Genomic DNA, 23524 nt, shown 5'->3' on the forward strand with positions numbered 1-23524 from the left:
AAGGTACGCCGTTCTTCTATAGAAAATCGCTGACGCTATAGCTTTCGGAAAAACCGAAGTTGTCGGAAGTAAGAACCCTTTTGGCGACGTAGGCAACAGTTTCAGCCGGGTAGAGCCGATTTGATGACTTGTAGTCTTTGAACTTGCTGATATCAGGAAAATCTTCCGGATCTGCCGAACGTATTTCTCCCTGCATATCAGTATCGATGACACCGGGACGATAGGTTGCAGAAAGTATGGGATAATCCAGACGATCCATCTCCAGGCGCAGTACGTCACTTACCATGTTGACAGCGGCCTTCGAACTGCAGTATGCAGCCCATCCTTCCATCGGATTGAGTGCCGCGCCGCTGGAGACCGTCAGAATACGTTTCGTAGCCTGCAGTTCACCAAATGCATCTACAAAGCCTTTCATCAGGAGGGCAGGAGCAAGTACGTTGATCTTATAGTTGTCCAGAAAGCCTTTTGCATCAATATTGGCAATAGACTTGACCGGATTGACAGCCCCGGCGTTATTGATCAGGAAGATTTCATCTCCTTTTTCCGGCTGTATGCAACTGAATATTTCAGGTACAGCCTCTTCCAGAGCCTGCTCATCCAGGAAATCCACATGGAATGTTTTGAACAGCTCTACATCCGTTTCAACTTCGGATCTCGAAATACTGATGATGCGATCTTCCTTGAAAATATCAAGCAGGGCATGGCCGAGCCCCCGGCTTGTGCCTGTAATGAATACATATCTCATGTTCATCTCTCCTCACATTTAATCCATATACAAGTATAATTAAGCATTAAAATTTTGTAAAATAAAAAAACATGCATAAAAATGAATAAATATACTTGAAATGGGATGTTTATAGTGCTATCATTCTAATCATTATAATTATAACATTACAGAGGTGAATGGAATGGAAAAGAAAGAAAAAGTGGTACTCGCCTATTCAGGTGGTCTCGATACAAGTGTAACGATTCAATGGTTTATAGATAAAGGGTATGACGTCGTTGCGGTCTGCCTTGATGTTGGTGAAGGCAAAGATCTGGATATCGTCTATCAGAAGGCGCTCGATATGGGTGCAATCGAATCCCATGTCATCGACACGACTAAAGAATTTGCAGATGAATTCGTTGCCTACGCGATCTACGGCAACTCCATGTATGAAGGAAAGTATCCGCTCGTATCCGCGCTCAGCCGTCCGCTCATTTCAAAAAAACTTGTTGAAATTGCGCAGCATTCCAATGCCGACTATGTCGCCCATGGCTGCACCGGAAAAGGAAATGATCAGGTGCGTTTTGAAGTCGCAATACAGGGGCTCGATCCAAGCCTGAAAGTCCTCGCGCCAGTGCGAGAGTGGACATGGAGCAGGGAAGAGGAGATCGACTACGCAAAAGAGAAGAATATTCCAATTCCGGTCAATCTGGATTCCCCGTATTCAATCGACCAGAATCTCTGGGGCAGAAGCAATGAATGTGGTGTGCTGGAAGACCCGTGGAATACACCGCCCGAAGGCGCATATGATCTGACAGCCAACATTGTCGATGCACCGGATGAGCCGGAAGAGCTTGTTCTCTCATTCAATGCTGGACTGCCCACCGCAATCAATGGCGTCTCCTACGATCTTGATGATCTGATCATCAAACTGAATGATATTGCAGGTGCGCATGGCATCGGCAGAATCGATCATGTGGAAAATAGGCTCGTCGGCATCAAATCACGTGAAGTATATGAAACGCCGGGGGCGAAAGTCATCCTGACAGCCAAGCATGATCTTGAAACCATCACGCTGACAAAGGATATTGCCCATTTCAAACCATTCATCGAACAGCAGTTCACGGAACAGGTCTACAACGGCCTGTGGTTCTCACCTCTATCCGATTCCTTGAGAAAGATGCTTAAGGATATGCAGCAGCCGGTAAATGGAGAAGTCCGCCTGCAGCTGTACAAAGGCAATGTCACTGTTACGGGCAGACGTTCGGACAACAGTCTTTATGATGAAAAACTTGCGACGTATACGAGTGAGGATGCTTTCAATCAGGACGCTTCCGTCGGATTCATCGAGATCTTCGGCCTGCCGACCAAAGTCAAATCCATGCTTGAAAGCGGCGTGAAACTCTATGACTAGAAAAGCATGGGGTGGAAGATTCCAGGGAGAAGCAATAGAATGGGTGGATGCGTTCAACGCATCCATCCATTTTGACCAGGTACTGATTGAAAAGGATATCGCCGGCAGCATCGCCCACGCAACAATGCTGGCGGCAAAAGAAATCATCACAGACGATGAAAAGCAGCAGATCATAGATGGTCTGAGTGCAATTCTTGACGACTACGATGAAGGGCGACTTGAATTTTCAGTGCAGCATGAGGATATCCATATGAACGTCGAGCATGCACTCATTGAAAAAATTGGAGATGTCGGCGGCAAGCTGCATACCGCTCGTAGCAGAAATGATCAGATTGCGACCGACATGCATCTGTATGTTAAAGAAAAAGCTTATGAAATCATCGAAAGCATCGAAACGCTGCAGGAGACCATCCTTGAACTTGCCGAAGACAACATCCATTGCATCATGCCTGGGTATACACACCTGCAGCGTGCACAGCCTGTTCTGTTCTCACACCATATCATGGCGTACTTCTGGATGCTGAAAAGAGACAAGGACCGTTTCAATGATGCACTGTCACGCATCGACATGTCACCGCTTGGGGCAGGTGCCATCAGCGGTACAACGTTCGATATCGACCGGGAACACACACAGGAACTGCTCGGCTTTTCAGACATCTATCAGAACAGCATGGATGCCGTGAGTGATCGTGACTACATCATTGAGACACTAGCGAACATCAGTCTCGTAATGGTCCATCTCTCCAGGCTTTCTGAAGAGATCATCTTCTGGATGAGTGAGGAAGCGAATTTCGTCCAGCTTTCCGACCAGTTCACAACAGGCAGCTCAATGATGCCACAGAAGAAGAACCCGGATATGGCGGAACTGATCCGTGGCAAGAGCGCCCGTACGACAGGTGCCCTGACAAGCATGCTGATGCTGGTCAAAGGGCTGCCGCTCACGTACAACAAGGATCTTCAGGAAGACAAGGAAGGTGTATTTGACGCGGTTACCACAGTCAAAGGCTCTCTCAGAATCATGACAGGCATGCTCGATACAATGACAATCAACGAAGATGTTCTTGAAAAGACAGTCCAGAATGATTTCTCAAATGCGACCGAGCTCGCCGATTATCTTGTCCAAAAAGGCGTACCATTCAGAAAAGCGCATGAGGTGGTCGGGGAGCTTGTGCTCAAGTGCATCAATGAAGGCAAATACTTGAAAGATCTTTCCATTACAGAATATAAAAATCATCATGACTCGATAGAGGAGGATATCTATACAGTACTGTCACCCAAGACCGTTGTCGACAGAAGGAAAAGCCTCGGGGGAACCGGAACTGAAGCTGTCAGAAAGCAGCTGCAGGTCGCAAAGGATACGATAAAGAAATAAAAAAAGGCAAACCCGGAAAGGGTTTGCCTTTTTCTTTCAGACGGCAGGAGCTAGTGGCCTAGCTCCGGATAACCGTAAGTAAAGATTGTTGCGATTGCAAAGAATCCAAATGTAGCAACAGTCGCCAGACTGAATAGAACAGCAAGCAGATTTCTATTTTTAACAGCAAGCACAAGGCCCCATATGCCGACAATTGTTACCATCAGCATTAATAGTGACAATGTATTGACTCCGATATGGATGGTAATGCCGCCAATTTCAAATAACTCACCAGTATTGATGAATGGCATTTTGCTCAACCTCCCGATATTTCTCTTTATTCTCATATATATTGTATAATTAAAACGTAGCTTTGTCGAGGGAATTTTAAGGAGGGAACATAATGGAAATAAAAGTACTCCCACTGGGGGCATTGGAAACCAACTGCTACATCCTGAAGCACGAAAACGAAACACTCATCATCGATCCTTCAGGAGAGGCCGATAGAATTATTGATACAGTTTCAAAAGATAGTACGGTAAAAGCGATATTGCTGACACATGCACATTTTGACCATATCGGTGCACTCGATCGGGTCGCCAGCCATTTCGGAGTCGACACATGGATCGGCATCGAGGAGGAGGACTGGCTCGGTGACCCTTCAAAAAATGGCTCAGCCAAATACAGCGATATGGGAATCAAAGAAATCTCATCAGCCATTTCACCTGAAATCATCAAGCCGGGCAGCAATCAGATCGGAGCATTCCGCTTTCAAGCACTGCACACTCCAGGTCACTCGCCAGGCAGCATGAGTTTCCTATTCCAGGATTTCATCATTTCAGGGGATGTCCTGTTCAATGGTGGAATCGGCAGAACAGACCTCTATCAGGCAGATCACGAGACACTGATACAAAGTATCAGGAAAAAGCTCTACACGCAAAAAGGCGACCTGACGGTCTACCCCGGTCATGGGCCGGCAACGACAATAGGCAGTGAGAAACAGACGAACCCATTCATCAGAGGATGAATGGGCATAAGAAAACCAGGCAGATATAATCTGCCTGGTTTTTTTGTTTCTAGTGCTGGTTGCCGAAACTCGGCTCGAGAAGGAATGTTGTAAAGTATGTAAATCCTACAAAGAAAAGGACCAGGTAAGCAGCAAATACATACATATACATTCTCTCAGTGAGCTTCATATAGCCCAGCAGAATGAAGAATCCGGTTTGAGCGATGAAGAACAGAGTCATCATCATCATGTCACCGACATAGAAAAGGATCGCAAACATTGCAGTCCAGAACCCAAGTGTTTTGAAAAGTTTATCCATAGGAACAGTCCTTTCGTCCTTACTTAACATATCGTTATCAATTATAAATAATAATCATATCAAAGTAAATACTTATAAAGATAATTGTATTGGTATCTCTTACCATTAATTCCTATTATACATGAAAATAAACGCCGAAATATAAAAATCGGCAATTTATTTCAGAAAAGATCAAATCACCTTTTTTTCGCCATATATAGTGTAGGGGGTGAATGATGAAACAGCTTGTAGAAGAGATCCTTAAAGATGCAATGCATCATGATGCAACTGATATACACCTGACGCTGGAGAGTACAAAGGGACTTGTCAGAGTAAGAAGCAGAGGAGAAATGCTTGCACTTAAAGAAATCGGCATGGAGGACTACAGGAAAACCGTCAATTTCCTGAAGTTCATTGCCGAGCTTGATATCAATGAACATAAGTTGCCACAGAGTGGCAGGACGTCACTCAGCATTGAAGATCAGGTGTTCAATGTCAGAATCAGCACTCTGCCCATTTCCCTGATGAATGAAATCATCGTCATCCGCATGCTCAACGCCATGGAAGAACGATCTTCATCATCACTTTTCCCCGAGCCGGAAGACTACGATTTCCTGCTGAAATTCATGAACCGGAAACAGGGACTGATTCTTTTTACCGGACCAACAGGATCGGGCAAATCGACACTCATGTATCGCCTGATACAGGAAAGGGTGGCGTCTGGGAAGCAGCAGATCATAAGCATCGAAGATCCGGTGGAATATGAACTGGATGGTCTGGTCCAGGTGGAGATCAATGAAAAGGCGAACATAGATTACAAGCCACTTTTAAAGGGCGTCCTCCGCTGTGACCCGGATATCATCATGTTCGGGGAAATCAGGGACGCCAACATTGCCTCACAGCTTTTGAAAGCAAGCCTCTCCGGTCATCTGGTTCTCAGCACATTTCATAGCAAGTCGGCAATCAGCACGGTAAGCCGTCTGAAAGATTACGGCCTCTATAACGAAGAGATCATCCAGAGCATTTCACTCATCATCAACCAGCGTATCCTCTATACCGGAAAAAGCAGCTTCATCATCTACGAGGCACTTGATAATGCCCAGATTGCGACTTATCTAAAAACCGGCCAGGTCGAATACGGAACGCTTGAAGACAAGCTGTCGGAACTCCGCCGGACAGGAGGGCTTGATGCGGATGAATATGCCATCTATCTTGAAAAATTCAAATAGGCTCGGAAAGTATGATGCCCACTTCCTGACCAAGATTGCAGATCTGCTGGAAGTCGGCTTCACACTGCAGCAGTCACTCGTATTCCTGCTCGAACAGTATGACGTACTGAAAGAGAAGGATCGGATTGTCTATCTCAGCATGGTACAGGAAGGTGTCACCCTCAGCCGCATACTGAAGGCGATGGGTTTCAGGAATGCCATTGTCATCCAAGTTTCATTTGCTGAAATTCATGGAGAAGTACTGGCGAATCTAAGGGAATCGGCAGCATATCTGGACAATGTCCGGCAGACCTCTTCAAAGCTCATCAGATCACTGCAGTATCCTATTCTGCTTGTAACGATTTTCATTACGATACTCATCACCTTGAACTTTACAGTAATTCCACAGTTCAAAAGCCTCTATACAGCAATGGGGACAGAATCCGAAGGAATCGTAAAAGTGCTCATTAATATGCTCGAATCGCTGCCTTATGTTCTCGGAACTTCTTTGCTGGCTGCTACCATTGCAACATCCATCATGATCTGCATCTTCAACATGAAGAATATTGAACGAAAATGCAGCATACTTTCCCACGTCCCCATTTTCGGCTTCTACTTCAAGGGTTATCAGACATACCGTTTCTCGAGGGAATTCGGTTATTTTCTGAACAATGGACTTGAAGTCAAGGAGATACTCGACCTGTTCATCCACCAGGAGATCAACCCATACCTTAGGCTTGTGTCCAGAAAAATCGAAGCATCCCTGATGCATGGCAACTCGCTATCCGGTGCACTGGCAGAGATGGACATGATTGATGAGAAGCTCAGTGTCTTCGTCAGCCATGGGGAACAGAACAGCAGTGTCGGCAAAGAACTGATCATGTTCAGCGACTATACGCTGGAGCGTCTCATCATGCGGCTTGAAAATATGACAAAAAGAATTCAGCCAGTCATATTCCTGATACTCGGCATACTGATCATCTGCCTGTATCTGATCATTGTACTGCCTATTTTCCAGATGATGTCAGAAATCTAACCAGGAGGATTACAAATGAAAAATATATTCAAAAAGAAGTTGAAGAACAACAACGAGGATGGATTTACGCTGATTGAAATGCTGCTCGTCCTGCTTGTCATTTCAGTGCTGATCATACTCATCATTCCAAATATTGCTGCTCAGAGTGCCAACGTACAGAATACCGGTTGCGAAGCCCAGGTGCGCATGGTGCAGAGCCAGGTGGAAGCCTATACGCTTAATGAAGGATCGCCGCCTGCGACAATCGATGTGCTCGTCCCGAACTACCTCACTTCTGAACAGATTTCATGCGCGAATGGCGACGCAATCGTCATCAACAATGGCCAGGCCATCCGCACTGAATGATGGGTTCACCATGCTTGAGATGATGCTTACGCTCAGCATCATCAGCATTCTTCTGCTGATCAGCGTAGCCAGCATGCCGACCGGTGATGACAGAAGCATCGACCAGGAGATCGATACCATCGGCTATCTATTCCAGAGTGCGCAGACGGATGCCATGAGTGCTGCCAGACAACGGATCATCAGCATGGACCCGATCAGACAGAAGATACAGATGCGTACACATGAGGGGAAGATCATCAGAACGTATCCGCTTGAAACATGTACATTGAAGCAGGGCGGTCTGGAGCGGATCATATTCAAACCCGATGGGGATACTGATAAATTCGGAACAATCAGTCTGGACTGTCTGGGAACACACGTAAGCTATGTTTTCCAAATACAGAGAGGGAGGTTCAGAATTGAAAGATGATGGTTTCATGATGCTTGATAGTGTACTGACCATGCTGGTTTTTTCCGTCATACTCAGTGTACTGGTCCCTGCCATGATAATGCTGAACCAGACGTTGTCGGATTCCGGCAGATTGCTTGACTATAGCCGCAGGCTCTACATCGATATGCTGGCATATGAAGATTATGAATCCTTCAGGCGTGGCAGCAATGATTATCGTATTGAAGCCCACCGGATCTGTGACAAGGCTGATACAAAGCTGTGTGTTCATTTTGAATGATTCAGGGTTCACCTATATTGAAGCGCTCATCTCCCTGTCCATCGCTGCGTTTGTCATGTCGCTCACGCCTTCCATTCTGATGCAGTTTGAAAACGTGCATTCTCCGGCAGTGGATTTCGAAGTGGATTTCTTCATGATCGATATTGCAGAAGCGTATGAAAAAAGCAGTGAAGTCCGTCTCGATGCCCGTACGCATTCAGTTGTATTCACAACTGGCAAAGGAGAGGTCGAGTACCGGAAGCACGGCAGCCGTATTATTAAAAGTGTAGAGCAGAACGGGTATGTGACCGTCATGTTTGGTGCCGATGACTTCAAAATTGAAGAGACTGCTGCCCATGTTCATATTTCAGTGTCAGGAAAAGGGGAGGGGAATGATGAAACTGCCGCTTTCGCAAAATGACGGATTCTTCAGCTTTTCCATATACTTCATATTGCTATATCTGGTGGGCTTATATTACCATTACTATAATAAGATCTTCATGATACTTGAAATACAATCTAATTTTATGGAAATTTATCAGCTCCGCATCCAGGGGCTGGTGGACTAGGAGTGATGGCATGATACTGATCGGTTTCATGGGGAGCGGAAAATCCACAGTGGCGCACAGTCTGGGCGAAAGAATGAACTTGCCGGTAATCGACCTGGATAAGGAAGTCGTCAGAATGACCGGCATGGAAATTCCTGAAATTTTTAAAGCAGAGGGCGAAGCGGGTTTCAGAAAAAGGGAACAGGAAGCACTCGTGCAGATCGGCGGCGCTCGATGCATCGTCGCCACCGGCGGGGGGGTTGTTACATATGAGCCTTCCTGCAAGCTGCTTGAGAATATGGAGGTACCGGTCGTCTACCTCCATGCAGATTTCGAGACGCTCTATGCAAGGATCAAAAATGACAGCAACCGACCGCTTGTAAAAAGTCGGGAGCAGGTAAGAGCCCTGTATGAACAGCGGCTCCGGATATACCGCAAGACGGCCGACCATGAAATCGACTGCAGTGCATCCGTCGAACAGGTTGTTTCATCGATTCTTCGGATCGGGTGACTTTGGGACCCGAAACCGGTCTTTCAAAACTTCTTGCTATTTCCCAAATTCGCAGGGTATAATGAACTCGAATTGATAATTGAAAATTTTGCGAATGAACAATGCTCGAGAGAACGAGTAATCGTCGCCGAAGGAGCAAGCCCCACCCGGGTGAATCTCTCAGGCAAAAGAACGGCATTGGGACGCATTCCTGAAGGCAACTCAACAGGGCAGCTATTATAGCTGTCCTGTTTTTTTATTATAAGGAGGTAAATCATGTCCGAACTTAAAAAGACACCACTGTATGACTACTACCAGGAAGCCGGAGCCAAGGTCATCGACTTTTCAGGCTGGGCACTGCCGGTACAGTTCAGCAGCATAAAGGAAGAACATACTGCGGTCCGGGAATCTGCCGGGATCTTTGAGGTCAGCCATATGGGAGAGCTGCTCGTCACAGGCAGCGAAGCCGAAGCCTTCCTGAATCATGCACTGACGAATGATGTTTCAAAACTGACGGATGTAAGGGCACAATACACGATGCTGTGCAATGAACAGGGTGGTGTCATCGATGACCTCGTCATCTACAGGCTAGGCGAGAACAAATATCTGCTTGTTGTCAATGCCGGAAACACCGACAAGGATTTCGATTGGTTGAAGCAAATTTCAGGTTTTGATGCGACAATCACCAACGTATCTGCTGAATATGGGCAGATTGCCGTCCAGGGACCAAAAGCACGGGATATTGTCCAGAGCCATGTAGATGAGGACATCAGTGAGATGAAGATGTTCCGGTTCAGACAGAACATCGACATTGCAGGATGCAATGTCATCCTGTCGCAGAGTGGCTATACAGGCGAAGATGGTTTCGAAATCTATTGCCATGCTGAAGATACTGAAAAGCTGTGGAGACTTTTTACGGATTCCGGTGTGACCCAATGTGGACTCGGTGCACGTGATACGTTAAGACTGGAAGCGGCCCTTCCACTGCACGGACAGGATTTGACAGAAGAGATTACACCGGTCGAAGGCAATATGGGCTTTGCCGTAAAAGCCGAAAAGGAAGATTTCATCGGCAAATCGGTACTCAAGGACCAGAAGGAGACTGGCGCACCTAGAAAACTTGCAGGCTTTGAACTTCTCGGCCGGGGCATTGCACGGACGGATTACGAAGTGACGGATGATGAAGGCAATACAGTTGGCCATGTCACAAGTGGCACGCAGTCGCCTCTGACAAAGCGTTCAATCGGACTTGCACTCGTCGACAGCGATTTCCATGAAATGGACAAGACATTCAATATCAGAATAAGGAATAAGGATGTAGAAGCAAAGTTCGTCAAAACCCCGTTCCATAAAAACTAACAGTATAAGGGAGTGTATGAATTGAGTCACCGCTATTTGCCATTAACTGAAAAAGACAAGAGCGAAATGCTGGATACAATCGGCATTTCCAGCATCTCCGAACTGTTCGAAGATATACCGGAAAGTGTCCGGTTCAAAGGAGAACTCGATCTCAAAAAACGCAAGAGTGAAACATCACTGCTGCGCGAACTGACGCGTATTTCAAATAAGAACATCACTTCAGAAACACACGTCTCCTTCCTCGGTGCAGGTGTGTACGACCACTACATTCCGACAGTGGTGGACCATGTCATTTCCCGTTCGGAATTCTATACTGCTTATACGCCGTACCAGCCCGAGATTTCCCAAGGGGAACTGCAGGCGATATTCGAATTCCAGACACTGATTTCGGAGCTTACTGCGATGGATGTTGCCAATTCTTCAATGTATGATGGCCCGACTGCTTTTGCCGAAGCGGCCACAATGGCATCCGGACAGACACGCAAGAAAAAAGTCATTGTCTCAAAAGGCGTTCATTTCCAGGCAATCGAAGTGCTCCGTTCCTACTGTAAGGCACAGAACATCGAAGTGGTGGAAATCGATCTCGACGGCACCTATACCGATCTCGACAAACTCGATGCAGCTTCTGACGAGGATACTGCTGCAGTGATGGTCCAGTACCCGAACTTCCTGGGTTCGGTAGAGGATCTTGAAGCCATTGAACAGATCGCACATAAACATAAGGCGCTGTTTGTTGTGAACAGCAACCCGCTCGCGCTCAGCCTTCTGACGCCGCCGGGTGAATTCAACGCAGACATCGTTACAGGAGATACACAGGTGTTCGGCATTCCGGCACAATTCGGCGGGCCGCACTGCGGCTACTTTGCAGCAACCAAGAAGCTCATGCGCAAGATGCCGGGCAGACTGGTCGGCCAGACGCAGGATGACGAAGGCAACCGTGGATTCGTCCTGACACTCCAGGCGAGAGAGCAGCACATCAGGCGGGACAAGGCGACAAGCAACATCTGTTCAAACCAGGCGCTCAATGCGCTTGCATCCTCAGTCGCTATGAGTGCACTCGGCAAAAATGGCGCTATAGAGATGGCGGAGCAGAACATCCAGAAGACATTCCATATGAAAAATCAACTGAAATCTGCTGGGTTCACTGTACTCGATGGTCAGTCTTTCAATGAGTTTGCTGTAAAACTGTCGAAGGATATTGACGAAATAAACGACGAACTTCTGGATCACGGCTATATCGGCGGATTCAACTTGGGCAAAGTCGACCCAGAGCTCGGAAACCATATGCTGATTGCTGTTACAGAACTGCGTACGAAAGAAGAAATTGATGGATTTGTCGAAAGGTTGGGTGAATATAATGAATAAGGGATCCAGTCCTTTGATTTTTGAAAGAAGCACAGAAGACCGTTTTGCGTACTCGCTACCGGATCTCGAAGTCGAAAGACTGCCGCTTGGTGACATTCTGGATAGCAGATTCATCCGTAAGACAAAAGCTGAACTGCCGGAGATCAGCGAGCTTGATCTGATGCGCCACTACACGGAATTATCCAATAAGAACCATGGTGTGGACTCCGGGTTCTATCCACTCGGTTCCTGCACGATGAAATATAATCCGAAAATTAATGAAAAAGTCGCAAGAATGTCAGGCTTTGCACTCAGCCACCCGCTGCAGAGCGATCGTACGATACAGGGCTCTCTTGAGATTGTCTACGACATGCAGGAACACTTGAAGGAGATTACCGGCATGGATGAAATCTCCCTCCAGCCTGCCGCAGGTGCACAAGGGGAATGGACGGCTCTGATGATGATCAAAGCTTTCCATGAAAACAATGGCGACTTCAATCGTACAAAGGTCATCGTACCGGATTCTGCCCATGGAACAAACCCTGCCAGCGCAGTTGTTGCCGGATTCGAAGCAGTGACCGTAAAGTCGAACGACAGGGGGCTTGTCGACATCGACCACCTGAAGAGTGTAGTGGGGGATGACACAGCAGCAATCATGCTGACCAATCCGAATACGCTTGGTCTTTTTGAAGAGGATATCATTGAAATTCGTGATATCGTCCACGAAGCAGGTGGCAAACTGTACTATGATGGAGCGAACCTGAATGCAATCATGGCAAAGGTCAGACCAGGGGACATGGGCTTCGATGCTGTCCACCTCAATCTTCATAAGACGTTCACCGGCCCACACGGCGGCGGCGGCCCAGGTTCCGGACCAATCGGTGTCAAATCCGACCTGGCCGAATTCCTGCCCAAACCACTTGTCGTCAAAACGGAAGATGACACATACAAAGTGGACCACGATGTTCCGAAAAGCATCGGGCGTGTCAAGCCGTTCTTCGGCAACTTCGGCATCTTCCTGCGTGCCTACACATATATCCGCACGATGGGACCGGATGGCCTGAAGGAAGTTTCAGAAATTGCCGTACTCAATGCAAACTATATGATGAGACGTCTCGAAGGCACGTTTGAACTGCCGTACAAGCAGCACTGCAAGCATGAATTCGTCATCAGCGGCTCCAGACAGAAGAAGATGGGTGTGCGTACATTGGATATGGCGAAGCGTCTGCTCGACTTCGGCTACCACCCGCCGACCATCTACTTCCCGATCAATGTCGAGGAATGCATGATGATCGAACCGACGGAGACAGAGTCCAAGGAGACACTGGATGGTTTCGTCGATACGTTGATCAGCATTTCAAAGGAAGCCGAGGAGAACCCGGATATCGTTCTGGAGGCACCGCATACAACAATCATCGGGCGACTGGACGAGACGCTGGCTGCAAGAAAGCCGATTCTGAGGTTCCAGCGTGAAGATATTGCGGAAGAGAAGTAGAACGAAAAATGAGATTCGGCCGCGGCCGAATCTCATTTTCTAATGCTATTTGTTTTTGGATTTTATTTTACCCGTCCATTTGCTGATACCGTTTTTCAGCATATAGATATCAGTATAGCCTGCTTTTTTGAGCATTCTGCCGGCTCTGATGGACAGACGTCCTGTCTGGTCATAGAGGTAGATCGGCTGGTCTTTGCGAAGTGAATTCATCTTCATTGAAAAATTCATCATCGGAATGTTCCTAGCTCCCATAATATGGCCATATTCATACTTTTCCTTTTCTCTCAGATCTACCAGCTGAACGCGTCTTAAATCTTTCTTGAACTCTTCTTCAGGCAGCGATTTTACGCTTTTCATATTTCTGAAGCCGTTAAGCACCAGAAGAAGAAGGACAACGACTGCAGCCAGTAGAATGATCAACCATGTATCCAATCTGCATCTCTCCTTAAAAATTTCACATAAGTTTATTATAGAGATGTTTGATATAATTTGAAAGAGAAAAAGACAGGAGTGAGCGCTATGGCAAAAAATACATGGTTCTATCTGGAAAGTGGAAAGAATGACGCTTTCCATAATATGGCGTTGGATGAACTGCTTATGGAGAAGGTCAGGTCAGGTGCAATTCCTGCCGCCATCAGACTGTATGAATGGGAGACGCCGACGCTTTCAATCGGCTACTTTCAGAAGATGGAAAAAGAAATCGACATCGACCGCGTCAATGAATATGGCTATGAACTGGTGCGCCGTGCCACTGGCGGAAGAGGGGTGCTGCATGACAAAGAGCTGACATACAGTGTGGTATTGCCTGAAAAATATCCCGATATGCCGGAGTCGGTTACTGAAAGCTATCGCATCCTATCGCAAGGTCTGCTTGAAGGCTTCAGAAACCTTGGTCTGGATGCCCATTTCAGCATCCCCCGGACGAAGGAGGAAAAGAAGGAACTGACGAACATCAGAAGCAGTGTGTGCTTCGATACACCAAGCTGGTATGAACTGGTCGTCGAGGGCAGGAAGATTGCCGGCAGTGCCCAGACCAGACAGGGGGGCATCATCATGCAGCACGGTTCCATCCTGCTTGATGTCGACATCGATCATCTTTTCGATATGTTTACATACACGAACGAACGGTTCAAGAATAAAATGAAGACTGCTTTCAAGGAGAAGGCAGTCGCAATCAATGAGATCAGCAACAGAAACTTTACGGTGCACGATCTCTATCCGGCTTTCAGGCAGGGTTTCGAAAAAGGGCTGGGTATCATCACCGAACCTTATGTACTGACAGAAAGCGATGAAGTGCGCCTTGCAGAGATCAGGAAAAAGTATGAATCAGATGAATGGAACTACAGAAGATGAAAAAACAGGCTGCGCACGCACGCAGCCTGTTTTCTATTTCTTTTTGTTTTTATATTTTCTTTTGGATTTCCGTAATGCTCTCTTATACTTCCTCTGGCTCTCTGTCAGGATGAAGAAATAGTAGATACCATATAAGATCAGCCCGATCACTACCAGAAAGACAAGGGAGTTGACGATCATATTGAGGAAGTATTCCATATTGGTGACCAGACCGAGTGCTGCAATGGCGAGCACCAGGTACAGTACGAACTTTTTCATTATCAGACGCTCCTTAATAACTTGTTGAATGATTTGATGGCGACCTCAACTTGATGGCCGTCCGGCTGTTTTGTAGTAAGCAGCTGCAGCATGAGGCCCGGAATTCCGAGCCATTTGAGAACCGGGACATTTCTTACCCGATTGGTGAACTGGAGAAATTCAAAGGACAGGCCGATGACTACAGGAATCAGTGCAATCCGGTTGAGTATTCTGACGTAGAAAGGATCGACCGGAACGAACATATATACGACAAAACCGACAAGTACGGTAAAGAGGATGAATGAACTGCCGCATCGATAGTGCAGTCTCGAAGACTTCTGGACATTGCCGACTGTCAGCTCATCTCCATTTTCGTAAGTATTGATCACCTTATGCTCCGCACCATGGTACTGGAACAGCCGCTTGATCATGGGGGTCATGGAGATGACATAGATGTAGACGAGCAGCAGGATGAGTTTGAAGAGCGACTCCAGAAATACCTGTCCGACATGCGAGGTGACCACCCCTGAAAATACTTCGGCGATGAACACCGGTATCAGCGTAAACAGGAACTTCCCGACCAGAAAGGAGAGGATGCCGACTATGATGGTGGACATGACAATCTTTGCGGTGTTGGCATCCTGTTTTTCCTGCTCGATCAACACATCGTCTTCCGGGTCCCTTTCATAGCGGTCTGTCGCAAACTCCATATGCTTCATGCCATATATGCTCGATTCAATGATGGCAACGTTGCCCCTCAAAACCGGTATCTTCTTCAGTTTCTGTATCCATTTCTTTTCAGGACGGTCCATTTCGAAATATTCGATATCATCATTACTTCTGCGGATTGCTGTCACCATTTTATCTTTTGACTGGAACATGACACCTTCGACGACTGCCTGTCCACCGAACTTCGGTTTATCCATTTTTTCGACGCTTCCTTCTATCAATAGTATTCATGTGCGTTTCTCAGCTGTTCAAGTCCCTGGTCAAGCAGATTTTGATCCGACATGGAAATACCATTGCCGATTGTATCCAGAGAACCCAGAATATCTTCGTTGGCGAGCTGTATGGCACTGTGCTGACGCTCGAGATATTCATCGAGTTCCACATTCGAGGAACCATCGCGATAATCTTCAATCGCTCCAGTCAGACTTTCGGATATCTCCTCGAACTCCTGATCCATAGTGGAGAGGTCTTCCGTATCTGCATTATCGGAAAGCAGCGCATCCAGGTCCGACAGCCCTTTCTTCATGGCTTTGGAATAGTCGGTGACAATATCGACATAGGCATCTATATCGGGATTGCTGATGACAGACTGCATTTTGGAAATATCCTCTTCCAGTGCTTCAAGGCGCTGTGTGTTCTTCTGGAGTGCGACTTCCTCGGTCTGGAGAATGCTCTGGAGCTCCTCATTACGGTCATTCGCACTTGCCAGTTCTTCTTCAATTGATGGGTCTCCGCAGGCACTTAGACCAAGGGCAACAAGCGGAATATATATCATACGTTTCATATTCTCAATCTCCTGTATCTCATTGTATTATTTTATCATGTTATATTAAAAGATGATATTCATTTGCAACACATCATCATCTGCATGGTGTCTATTTTCCTATTATTTTAAATTCGTGGGAAGCTTTACTGAAATTGCAGTGGATTTGATGTAATATATATTTGAAAGGTGGAGTAGATGCACATGATAAAATTTGATAAAGTCGATGCTTTGATTGAAAAGAATGACCTTGATGCCCTGCTTGTACTGAGTGACTACAACCGTCGCTACCTCACAGGCTTTACAGGTTCAAGTGGCGCAGTGATCATCACAAAGGAGAACAGATATCTGATATCCGACTTCAGATATAAGGCCCAGGCAGCAAAACAGGCAGACCAGTTCGAGTTCGTCCTGCAGAATAAAGGGCTGCTCGACTTCATAGCTGAATTCCTTGAGCAGAAAAACCTGCGTACTGTCGGGTTTGAAGGACAGCATATCAACTACAATACTTATGAACAGCTGAACAGCCAATTCGACCTGGTGCCGCTGACCAATGAAGTTGAAACCATCCGCATGTACAAGACAACTGAAGAGATTTCACTGATCAGGAAAGCGTGCGAAATCGCAGATGAGACTTACGATCATATACTCAAGTACATCAAGCCCGGTCAGACTGAGCTTGAAGTCAGAAATGAACTTGAGAACCATATGCGCAGACTCGGTGCAGAAGGATCCAGCTTCGACATCATCGTAGCCAGCGGATATCGCGGCGCACTGCCGCACGGTGTTGCATCGGATAAGGCAATCGAGTCCGGTGACATGGTGACACTCGACTTCGGCGCCTACTACAATGGGTATGCTTCCGACATCACGCGCTCGTTCGGCGTCGGTTCGGTGGCTGAAGAGATGGAAAAGGTGCATGACATTGTGTTAACATCACAACTGGCCGCATTGGAACAGATTAAAAGTGGAATGACTGGCAAAGAGGCGGATGCCATTGCCCGTAATATCATTTCAGAGAACGGCTACGGTGAGAACTTCGGCCACTCGCTCGGACATGGGCTCGGACTAGAAGTCCACGAGATGCCTGGACTGTCGAAAGCAAGCGACATGGTTCTTGAAAAGGATATGTGCGTAACGGTCGAACCTGGCATCTATATCGATGGTGTCGGCGGCGTCCGCATCGAAGATGACTGCATTGTTACGGAAAGTGGACTTGAGAAGCTTTCCCACAGCAGCAAAGAACTCTTCATCATCTAAATATACTAGTGGAATATTAGGAGGAATAATATGATTTCAGTCAATGATTTTAAAACAGGACTCACAGTGGAAGTCGACAATGGCATCTGGAGAGTCGTGGAATTCCAGCACGTCAAGCCGGGTAAAGGTGCAGCATTTGTCAGAAGCAAACTGAGAAACTTGAGAACAGGTGCCATCCAGGAGAAGACTTTCCGCGCAGGCGAAAAAGTCGGCAGAGCCCAGATCGACAACAGAAAGATGCAGTATCTGTATGCTGATGGCGATACACACGTATTCATGGACAACAACACATACGACCAGGTGGAGCTCGAGGCTTCAGCACTCAAGGATGAGCTGAAGTACCTTCAGGAAAACATGAATGTTTCCCTGATCATGTATGAAGGCGAAACGCTTGGTGTCGAACTGCCGAAATCAGTGGAGCTGAGAGTCGTTGAAACTGAACCCGGCATCAAGGGAGATACGGCAAGTGGCGCAACGAAGTCGGCAACACTTGAAACCGGCCTGGTACTTCAGGTGCCGCTTTTCGTCAACCAGGATGATGTACTGATCATCAGCACGGACGATGGCAGCTACGTATCCAGAGCATAGGAATAAAAGCAGATTTCGATCTGCTTTTATTTTTTCCTTGAATTGGTATGACCACTTGCGTAGAATATAAGAGAGAAATTTTGAATGTTAAGGAGCAGTAGACATGAAACTGGAGTATATTGATGAACTGATTAGCAAAATGGAAAAGGCATCTTTGACAGAACTGTCATATAAGGATGGGGAAGTGGACATCGTGTTGAAACGTGACAGCATGAACGGGTTCCAGCAGGCAGCTGCGCCAGCCCAGGCACCTCCTCAGTCCGCCCAGCCGGTACAGACTGAAACTGCACAACAGGAGGAAGGCAAGGTCATCAAGGCACCGATGGTCGGAACATTCTATAAAGCCTCTTCCCCTGAGGTGGATCCTTACGTCAAGGTCGGTGACAGGGTCGAAAATTCAAGTGTCGTATGCATTCTGGAAGCAATGAAACTGTTCAACGAAATCCAGGCGGAAACTTCCGGTGAGATCACAGAGATCCTAGTCGAAGATGGAGAAATGGTTGAATACGACCAGCCATTGTTCAGAATCCGATGATCAGGAAGATACTGGTTGCCAACCGTGGGGAAATCGCCGTCCGAATCATCAGAGCCTGTACTGAACTTGATATAGAGTCGGTCAGCATCTATTCTGAAGCAGATGCAGACAGTCTGCACCGCAGACTTGCCACAGAGTCATACTGTGTCGGCCCTAAACTGTCCAAGGACAGCTATCTTGATATGATCAGCATCATTACGATCGCCAAAAAGACGGGCTGTGATGCCATCCATCCAGGATACGGCTTCCTGGCTGAAAATAGTGACTTCGCCGAAATGTGCGAAGCGTCGAACCTCATCTTCATCGGACCGATGCACGAGACGATTGCGCTCATGGGCGTAAAGGATGTTGCGAAAGACACGATGAAAAAAGCAGGCGTACCGACTGTGCCGGGTAGTGAAGGCGTCGTCGGATCCGTTGAAGACGCGAAGAAGATTGCTGATGAAATCGGGTATCCCGTCATCATCAAAGCAAGCTATGGCGGAGGCGGAAAAGGAATCCGTGTTGCCCGTGATGAGGAATCACTTGTCCAGAACTATAAGATGACCGAGCAGGAGGCGGAAAGTGCCTTCGGCAACAAGAGTCTCTATATCGAAAAATACATCGAGAACTTCAGACATATTGAAATCCAGGTTCTTGGAGACTATCATGGCAACGTCGTCCATCTGGGTGAGCGCGACTGTACAATCCAGCGCCGTATGCAGAAGCTTGTGGAGGAGGCGCCGAGTCCGATTCTTTCCGAGAAAAAACGGAAGGAGATGGGAGAAACAGCAGTGACTGCTGCCCAAAGCATCGACTATATCGGTGCCGGCACGATCGAATTCATCTATGACCTGAATGAAGATCATTTCTATTTCATGGAGATGAATACACGCATTCAGGTCGAACACCCTGTAACAGAAATGATTACAGGAATCGATCTCGTCAAAATGCAGATCAAAGTGGCCAGAAGAGAAGCGATTCCTTTCAAACAGGAGGACATCGAATTCAAAGGCCATGCTGTCGAGCTCCGTATCAATGCTGAGAATCCTTATAAGAACTTCATGCCATCGGCCGGCAAGATCAATGAATTCATTACACCAGGTGGTTATGGTGTCAGACTTGATTCTGCATGCTACTCAGGCTACGTCATTCCGCCGTACTACGACTCGATGATTGCCAAGCTGATCACGCATGGTGATTCAAGGGAAGAGGCCATTCAAACTGCCCTCCGTGCACTGGGGGAATTCAAGATCGGCGGTGTCGATACGACCATTCCGTTCCATACGAATCTGCTCCAGCATGAATCATTCAGATCGAACGACTACAACACCAACTTCCTGGAAAATAATGACATCATGAAATGATGATGGAAGACACAGACAAGGGGCATCTTCAATGATGTCCCTTTTACTATGCCTCTCCTCGGTTCCCGGGGCCATCCATTTGGTTGACAATGATATTGGTACACCATAATATTATATTCAACGAATGGTGATTGATGACCGGAGTGAAGGTATATTTCATGCTGTGGCTGCCCGAAACGTCATCCAATTTCCTATCGAATCGTGATATAATGAATTGGCGAGGTGATGAACATGATAATTCAGGAAGACAAAGCAAATCTTGGACAGATAGAAATATCACCGGAAGTACTTGAAGTGATCGCGAGCATTGCGGTGACAGAAACTGAAGGTGTGCATGCATTGCAGAACAACTTTGCCAGCGGCAACTTTGAGAAGATCGGCAAGAAGTACCGGGGCCGGGGCGTCAAAGTCGATGCAAAAGACAATGAAGTAATGATTTCCATCTATGTTTCTCTGTCTACACGCCGTAATATCCATGAGACCGCAGAACTTATTCAGAAAAATGTCAATCAGGCAATACGGAATATGACGGATCATGATGTCAAAGAAGTCAATGTGCACATCGTAAATATTAAATAATAGAACAGTAGATGGGTGTTAATAATGAACAGACACGAGCAGCGTAAAAAAATCTTCCAGATCATCTTCCAACAGGATCATGGTCTGGTTACATTGGAAGAGACTGCGTTTTACGACCTTTACAGGGAATATGACTACATCAGTCTGATTGTGGACTACTACTCCGGCAACAGTGAGTCGGTGGATGGGGATATCAGAAACCATCTCACCAACTATACGCTTGAGAGGATTCCCAAAGTGGAACGCAACATTCTGAGGACAGCAATTTCGGAACTGCTTCATGGCGATTCCCCAAAGCGGGTAGTCATCAATGAAGCGATTCTTCTTGCCAAACTCTACGGTGAGAAGGACAGCTTCCGATTTGTGAATGGCGTCCTTAAAAACTTCATCACGGAAACGAATGAGCAGCAAGATGGAGAACAGTAAATATCTTTCTGTCGGTGCACTGACCAGATATCTTAAATATAAATTCGACCAGGACCCGTATTTGACACGGGTCTTTCTAAAAGGTGAACTCTCCAATGTAAAGCGTCACACCAGTGGACACGTGTTCTTTGCAATCAAGGACGAACAGTCGGTTGTACGTGCCATCATGTTTTCAAGGAATGCCGGCAGTCTGAAGTTCAAGCCCGAAGAAGGGCAGAGCGTCCTGGTCGAAGGCCGGGTCAGCATTTTTGAATCCAGTGGGCAATACCAGGTCTATGTGGAAAAAATGGAGATGGATGGTATCGGCCTCCTTTTTGAGAAGCTCGAACAGGATAAGAAGCAGCTTGCTGAAAAAGGCTACTTTGATGCGCAGCATAAAAAGCCGCTGCCCCGTTATCCGAGGACCATCACCATCATCAGTTCCGAAACCGGCGCTGCTGTAAAGGATATGATTACAACACTGGGCAGACGCTACCCGCTAGTGTCCGTCACAGTCATCAATACGCTGATGCAGGGGCCGAGGAGCCGCCAGGCAGTGATCGATAACCTGGGTTATGCGGACCGGCTGGAAAACGATGTCATCATTCTTGCACGGGGTGGGGGATCCATAGAGGATCTGTGGACCTTCAATGAGAAGGATGTGGCATTGAAGATCTTCGAGATGTCGACACCGGTCATTACAGGTATCGGTCATGAGACGGATACGACGCTGGTGGACTTCATTGCAGATGTGCGTGCAGCGACACCGACGGCTGCTGCCGAAATGGCGGTGCCGGATCAGCAGGACATACTTGAAAGATTGCACCAGTCGGAGAATCATGTATCCCGCAGGCTGGCACAGAAGCTTGATTCGAGCAGAAGCAGGCTCGACACGCTCGGTTCCTACTATAAACTTAAGAATCCGGATCTTCTCTATGACCAGCAGGCAGAAAGACTCGTCAATCTGAAGGACACACTCGATGATAGGATGCACAATGCAATAAAAGACAGCAGCTATCGGCTTTCCGCCATGAAGGAAAGCGTAAGGTACAATACACCAGGACCGGAAATAAGAAGAGGTGCGGAGACACTCATGGAACGCAGGGGACAGCTCGACCGTGCCATGCGGATCAGGACAGGCGACTCGAGGAAGGGTCTCGTCCGGGTGATTGAAAGCCTCAATTCATTGAGCCCGACTAATGTATTGCTGCGTGGCTATTCCTTCACCACGCACAAGGGCACAATCGTCAAGGATGCACATCAGCTCGAATTGGGCGATGAAGTCCAGTCGACGTTTGCCGAAGGCAGCATTGTATCAAAAGTGACAGAGGTGAATCATGATGGCAGAAACTGAAAATGAAACATTTGAAGAGAAGATGAAACAGCTCGAGCAGATCGTCAAACAGCTGGATGAAGATGAAGTGTCCCTTGAAGCATCGCTCAAGCTTTACCAGAAAGGTGTCGAGCTGACTGCAGAATGCGAGAAAATACTGAAAGATGCAGAACTGAAAGTTGAAACATTAAACCGTAAGGGAGCAGATGATGAACAATAATATGCAGCATTATCTCGAGGCGACCGAATCTTCGATACTTGCGCACCTTGAACAAAATCATGTTTCCCCGACCATCAGAGAAGCGAGCAGCTATTCGATAGAAGCGGGCGGTAAGCGGTTCCGCCCCTACCTTCTATTTTCGACACTAAGCGCCCTCGGGCATGACCCGATGAAAGGTGTACAGGTCGCGGCTGCCATTGAAATGATCCATACATATTCTCTGATTCATGATGATCTGCCGGCAATGGACGATGATGACTATCGTCGCGGGAAGCCGACCAACCACAAAGTGTACGGTGAGGCGGCAGCCATCCTGGCAGGAGACACTCTGTTAACCGAGAGCTTCAGTATCGTCGCCGCAGATGATGCCTTGGCTGCTGACAAACGTGTCGCCCTGATCAGACATATTGCGTCGAAATCGGGCTTCAATGGAATGATCGGCGGGCAGATGCTCGATATCGAGGCGGAAGGTCAGGACATCAGTCTTGCTCAGCTTGAGAATATCCACCAGTACAAGACCGGCCAGCTGATTGTTCTGCCAGTTCAGTGTGCCTGCATCATCGCAGATGCAGATAAGGAGGTTGCAGGGCAGCTGATCCGTTTTGCCGAAAAACTTGGTATCCTTTTCCAGATCAGGGATGACATACTCGATGTAGAGGGAGACCTCGCCGTGACCGGGAAATCGGCGGGAAGTGATGAAAAGAATAATAAGACGACCTATGTCAGCAGCTATGGTCTTTCAGGTGCACATGAGCAGCTTGGAAAGCTTGCTGAAAGTGCCAAGCATATACTGGATGATCTCGCTGGAGAGATTGAAACTGAACAACTGCATAAAGTGCTGCAGAGATTTGCAGTAAGAAACCAATGATAATTCATAATGCGTGAATTATCATTTTTATTTTTGCCTAAATGATAAAAGTGGTATAATT

30 protein-coding genes and 1 riboswitch are annotated in these 23524 nt (G+C 47.1%); of the genes, 23 read left to right on the top strand and 7 right to left on the bottom strand.

Annotated features, from left to right (window positions below; translation table 11 throughout):
- Positions 1 to 16 precede the first annotated feature (16 nt).
- The gene (locus tag GQ671_RS02610) at positions 17 to 745 is read right to left on the bottom strand and encodes an SDR family NAD(P)-dependent oxidoreductase (RefSeq protein WP_160652263.1); all 729 of its coding nucleotides are present in this window, start codon (positions 743 to 745) and stop codon (positions 17 to 19) included.
- Between the two features lie 163 nt (positions 746 to 908).
- Here GQ671_RS02610 and GQ671_RS02615 point away from each other — a divergent pair, with 163 nt between their 5' ends.
- Positions 909 to 2120 (top strand): argininosuccinate synthase, encoded by a 1212-nt coding sequence (locus tag GQ671_RS02615; protein WP_160652266.1) that lies wholly within the window; start codon positions 909 to 911, stop codon positions 2118 to 2120.
- On the top strand, positions 2113 to 3492 hold the full coding sequence (gene argH, locus GQ671_RS02620) for an argininosuccinate lyase (protein WP_160652269.1): 1380 nt from the start codon (positions 2113 to 2115) through the stop codon (positions 3490 to 3492). Before GQ671_RS02615 ends, argH begins: the two co-directional genes overlap by 8 nt.
- Positions 3493 to 3542: 50 nt before the next feature.
- Here the strand turns inward: argH and GQ671_RS02625 are convergent, their stop codons facing one another.
- Entirely contained in the window at positions 3543 to 3782 is a 240-nt protein-coding gene (locus GQ671_RS02625; RefSeq protein WP_160652273.1) for a DUF2759 domain-containing protein, read from the bottom strand.
- A 92-nt stretch (positions 3783 to 3874) separates the two neighbouring features.
- Here GQ671_RS02625 and GQ671_RS02630 point away from each other — a divergent pair, with 92 nt between their 5' ends.
- Entirely contained in the window at positions 3875 to 4498 is a 624-nt protein-coding gene (locus GQ671_RS02630) for an MBL fold metallo-hydrolase (protein WP_160652277.1), read from the top strand.
- A 49-nt stretch (positions 4499 to 4547) separates the two neighbouring features.
- On the opposite strand, the gene GQ671_RS02635 is transcribed toward GQ671_RS02630, so the two are convergent.
- Positions 4548 to 4796 (bottom strand): DUF2626 family protein, encoded by a 249-nt coding sequence (locus GQ671_RS02635; protein WP_160652280.1) that lies wholly within the window; start codon positions 4794 to 4796, stop codon positions 4548 to 4550.
- Between the two features lie 215 nt (positions 4797 to 5011).
- On the opposite strand from GQ671_RS02635, the gene GQ671_RS02640 reads away from it, so the two are divergent.
- The 10 genes from GQ671_RS02640 (at position 5012) to gcvPB (ending at position 13247) form a co-directional block, all read left to right on the top strand.
- Complete coding sequence (locus GQ671_RS02640; protein WP_160652284.1) at positions 5012 to 6004, top strand: ATPase, T2SS/T4P/T4SS family; 993 nt, start codon at positions 5012 to 5014, stop codon at positions 6002 to 6004.
- Entirely contained in the window at positions 5988 to 7019 is a 1032-nt protein-coding gene (comGB, locus tag GQ671_RS02645) for a competence type IV pilus assembly protein ComGB (protein ID WP_246153103.1), read from the top strand. The genes GQ671_RS02640 and comGB overlap by 17 nt, the downstream gene beginning before the upstream one ends.
- A 15-nt stretch (positions 7020 to 7034) precedes the next feature.
- The gene (gene comGC, locus GQ671_RS02650; protein WP_160652290.1) at positions 7035 to 7364 is read left to right on the top strand and encodes a competence type IV pilus major pilin ComGC; all 330 of its coding nucleotides are present in this window, start codon (positions 7035 to 7037) and stop codon (positions 7362 to 7364) included.
- The gene (locus GQ671_RS02655) at positions 7339 to 7773 is read left to right on the top strand and encodes a prepilin-type N-terminal cleavage/methylation domain-containing protein (RefSeq protein ID WP_160652292.1); all 435 of its coding nucleotides are present in this window, start codon (positions 7339 to 7341) and stop codon (positions 7771 to 7773) included. The genes comGC and GQ671_RS02655 overlap by 26 nt, the downstream gene beginning before the upstream one ends.
- Positions 7763 to 8032 carry a hypothetical protein gene (locus tag GQ671_RS02660; RefSeq protein ID WP_160652295.1) on the top strand — a complete coding sequence of 90 codons (270 nt, stop codon included), beginning with the start codon at positions 7763 to 7765 and terminating at the stop codon, positions 8030 to 8032. The genes GQ671_RS02655 and GQ671_RS02660 overlap by 11 nt, the downstream gene beginning before the upstream one ends.
- A complete protein-coding gene (locus GQ671_RS02665) occupies positions 8025 to 8432 on the top strand; it encodes a competence type IV pilus minor pilin ComGF (protein WP_160652298.1) in 408 nt (135 codons plus the stop codon). Before GQ671_RS02660 ends, GQ671_RS02665 begins: the two co-directional genes overlap by 8 nt.
- Positions 8433 to 8590: 158 nt before the next feature.
- Complete coding sequence (locus GQ671_RS02670) at positions 8591 to 9070, top strand: shikimate kinase (protein WP_160652301.1); 480 nt, start codon at positions 8591 to 8593, stop codon at positions 9068 to 9070.
- Between the two features lie 94 nt (positions 9071 to 9164).
- Positions 9165 to 9255: riboswitch (glycine riboswitch) on the top strand.
- Between the two features lie 67 nt (positions 9256 to 9322).
- Positions 9323 to 10408 (top strand): glycine cleavage system aminomethyltransferase GcvT, encoded by a 1086-nt coding sequence (gene gcvT, locus GQ671_RS02675; RefSeq protein WP_160653504.1) that lies wholly within the window; start codon positions 9323 to 9325, stop codon positions 10406 to 10408.
- Positions 10409 to 10429: 21 nt separating this feature from the next.
- A complete protein-coding gene (gcvPA, locus tag GQ671_RS02680) occupies positions 10430 to 11773 on the top strand; it encodes an aminomethyl-transferring glycine dehydrogenase subunit GcvPA (protein ID WP_160652304.1) in 1344 nt (447 codons plus the stop codon).
- Entirely contained in the window at positions 11766 to 13247 is a 1482-nt protein-coding gene (gene gcvPB / locus GQ671_RS02685) for an aminomethyl-transferring glycine dehydrogenase subunit GcvPB (protein WP_160652307.1), read from the top strand. The genes gcvPA and gcvPB overlap by 8 nt, the downstream gene beginning before the upstream one ends.
- A gap of 45 nt (positions 13248 to 13292) precedes the next feature.
- Here the strand turns inward: gcvPB and GQ671_RS02690 are convergent, their stop codons facing one another.
- Positions 13293 to 13679 carry a rhodanese-like domain-containing protein gene (locus GQ671_RS02690; protein ID WP_246153104.1) on the bottom strand — a complete coding sequence of 129 codons (387 nt, stop codon included), beginning with the start codon at positions 13677 to 13679 and terminating at the stop codon, positions 13293 to 13295.
- Positions 13680 to 13766: 87 nt separating this feature from the next.
- Here GQ671_RS02690 and GQ671_RS02695 point away from each other — a divergent pair, with 87 nt between their 5' ends.
- On the top strand, positions 13767 to 14600 hold the full coding sequence (locus tag GQ671_RS02695) for a lipoate--protein ligase family protein (protein WP_160652313.1): 834 nt from the start codon (positions 13767 to 13769) through the stop codon (positions 14598 to 14600).
- 33 nt (positions 14601 to 14633) lie between these two features.
- Here the strand turns inward: GQ671_RS02695 and GQ671_RS02700 are convergent, their stop codons facing one another.
- From GQ671_RS02700 to GQ671_RS02710, 3 genes are read right to left on the bottom strand one after another with little or no spacing between them, the layout of a single operon-like run.
- Entirely contained in the window at positions 14634 to 14858 is a 225-nt protein-coding gene (locus GQ671_RS02700) for an SA1362 family protein (RefSeq protein ID WP_160652317.1), read from the bottom strand.
- Positions 14859 to 14860: 2 nt separating this feature from the next.
- Positions 14861 to 15763, bottom strand: coding sequence for a DUF1385 domain-containing protein (locus tag GQ671_RS02705; protein ID WP_160652320.1), 903 nt, complete (start codon positions 15761 to 15763; stop codon positions 14861 to 14863).
- A gap of 20 nt (positions 15764 to 15783) precedes the next feature.
- Positions 15784 to 16350 carry a hypothetical protein gene (locus GQ671_RS02710; protein ID WP_160652323.1) on the bottom strand — a complete coding sequence of 189 codons (567 nt, stop codon included), beginning with the start codon at positions 16348 to 16350 and terminating at the stop codon, positions 15784 to 15786.
- A gap of 183 nt (positions 16351 to 16533) precedes the next feature.
- On the opposite strand from GQ671_RS02710, the gene GQ671_RS02715 reads away from it, so the two are divergent.
- The 9 genes from GQ671_RS02715 (at position 16534) to GQ671_RS02755 (ending at position 23463) form a co-directional block, all read left to right on the top strand.
- A complete protein-coding gene (locus GQ671_RS02715; RefSeq protein WP_160652326.1) occupies positions 16534 to 17589 on the top strand; it encodes a M24 family metallopeptidase in 1056 nt (351 codons plus the stop codon).
- 30 nt (positions 17590 to 17619) lie between these two features.
- Complete coding sequence (gene efp / locus GQ671_RS02720; RefSeq protein WP_160652329.1) at positions 17620 to 18177, top strand: elongation factor P; 558 nt, start codon at positions 17620 to 17622, stop codon at positions 18175 to 18177.
- 103 nt (positions 18178 to 18280) lie between these two features.
- A complete protein-coding gene (gene accB, locus GQ671_RS02725) occupies positions 18281 to 18712 on the top strand; it encodes an acetyl-CoA carboxylase biotin carboxyl carrier protein (protein WP_160652332.1) in 432 nt (143 codons plus the stop codon).
- The gene (gene accC / locus GQ671_RS02730; RefSeq protein ID WP_160653507.1) at positions 18712 to 20058 is read left to right on the top strand and encodes an acetyl-CoA carboxylase biotin carboxylase subunit; all 1347 of its coding nucleotides are present in this window, start codon (positions 18712 to 18714) and stop codon (positions 20056 to 20058) included. The genes accB and accC overlap by 1 nt, the downstream gene beginning before the upstream one ends.
- Before the next feature lie 231 nt (positions 20059 to 20289).
- The gene (locus tag GQ671_RS02735; protein ID WP_160652335.1) at positions 20290 to 20637 is read left to right on the top strand and encodes an Asp23/Gls24 family envelope stress response protein; all 348 of its coding nucleotides are present in this window, start codon (positions 20290 to 20292) and stop codon (positions 20635 to 20637) included.
- A gap of 24 nt (positions 20638 to 20661) precedes the next feature.
- Positions 20662 to 21063 carry a transcription antitermination factor NusB gene (gene nusB, locus GQ671_RS02740; protein ID WP_160652339.1) on the top strand — a complete coding sequence of 134 codons (402 nt, stop codon included), beginning with the start codon at positions 20662 to 20664 and terminating at the stop codon, positions 21061 to 21063.
- Positions 21050 to 22396, top strand: a complete 1347-nt coding sequence (gene xseA / locus GQ671_RS02745) for an exodeoxyribonuclease VII large subunit (RefSeq protein WP_160652342.1) — start codon at positions 21050 to 21052, stop codon at positions 22394 to 22396. The genes nusB and xseA overlap by 14 nt, the downstream gene beginning before the upstream one ends.
- A complete protein-coding gene (locus tag GQ671_RS02750) occupies positions 22383 to 22595 on the top strand; it encodes an exodeoxyribonuclease VII small subunit (RefSeq protein WP_160652345.1) in 213 nt (70 codons plus the stop codon). Before xseA ends, GQ671_RS02750 begins: the two co-directional genes overlap by 14 nt.
- Positions 22585 to 23463, top strand: a complete 879-nt coding sequence (locus GQ671_RS02755) for a polyprenyl synthetase family protein (protein ID WP_160652348.1) — start codon at positions 22585 to 22587, stop codon at positions 23461 to 23463. The genes GQ671_RS02750 and GQ671_RS02755 overlap by 11 nt, the downstream gene beginning before the upstream one ends.
- Positions 23464 to 23524: the final 61 nt, after the last annotated feature.

Source organism: Salinicoccus hispanicus, assembly GCF_009831115.1.
Lineage (GTDB): Bacteria > Bacillota > Bacilli > Staphylococcales > Salinicoccaceae > Salinicoccus > Salinicoccus hispanicus.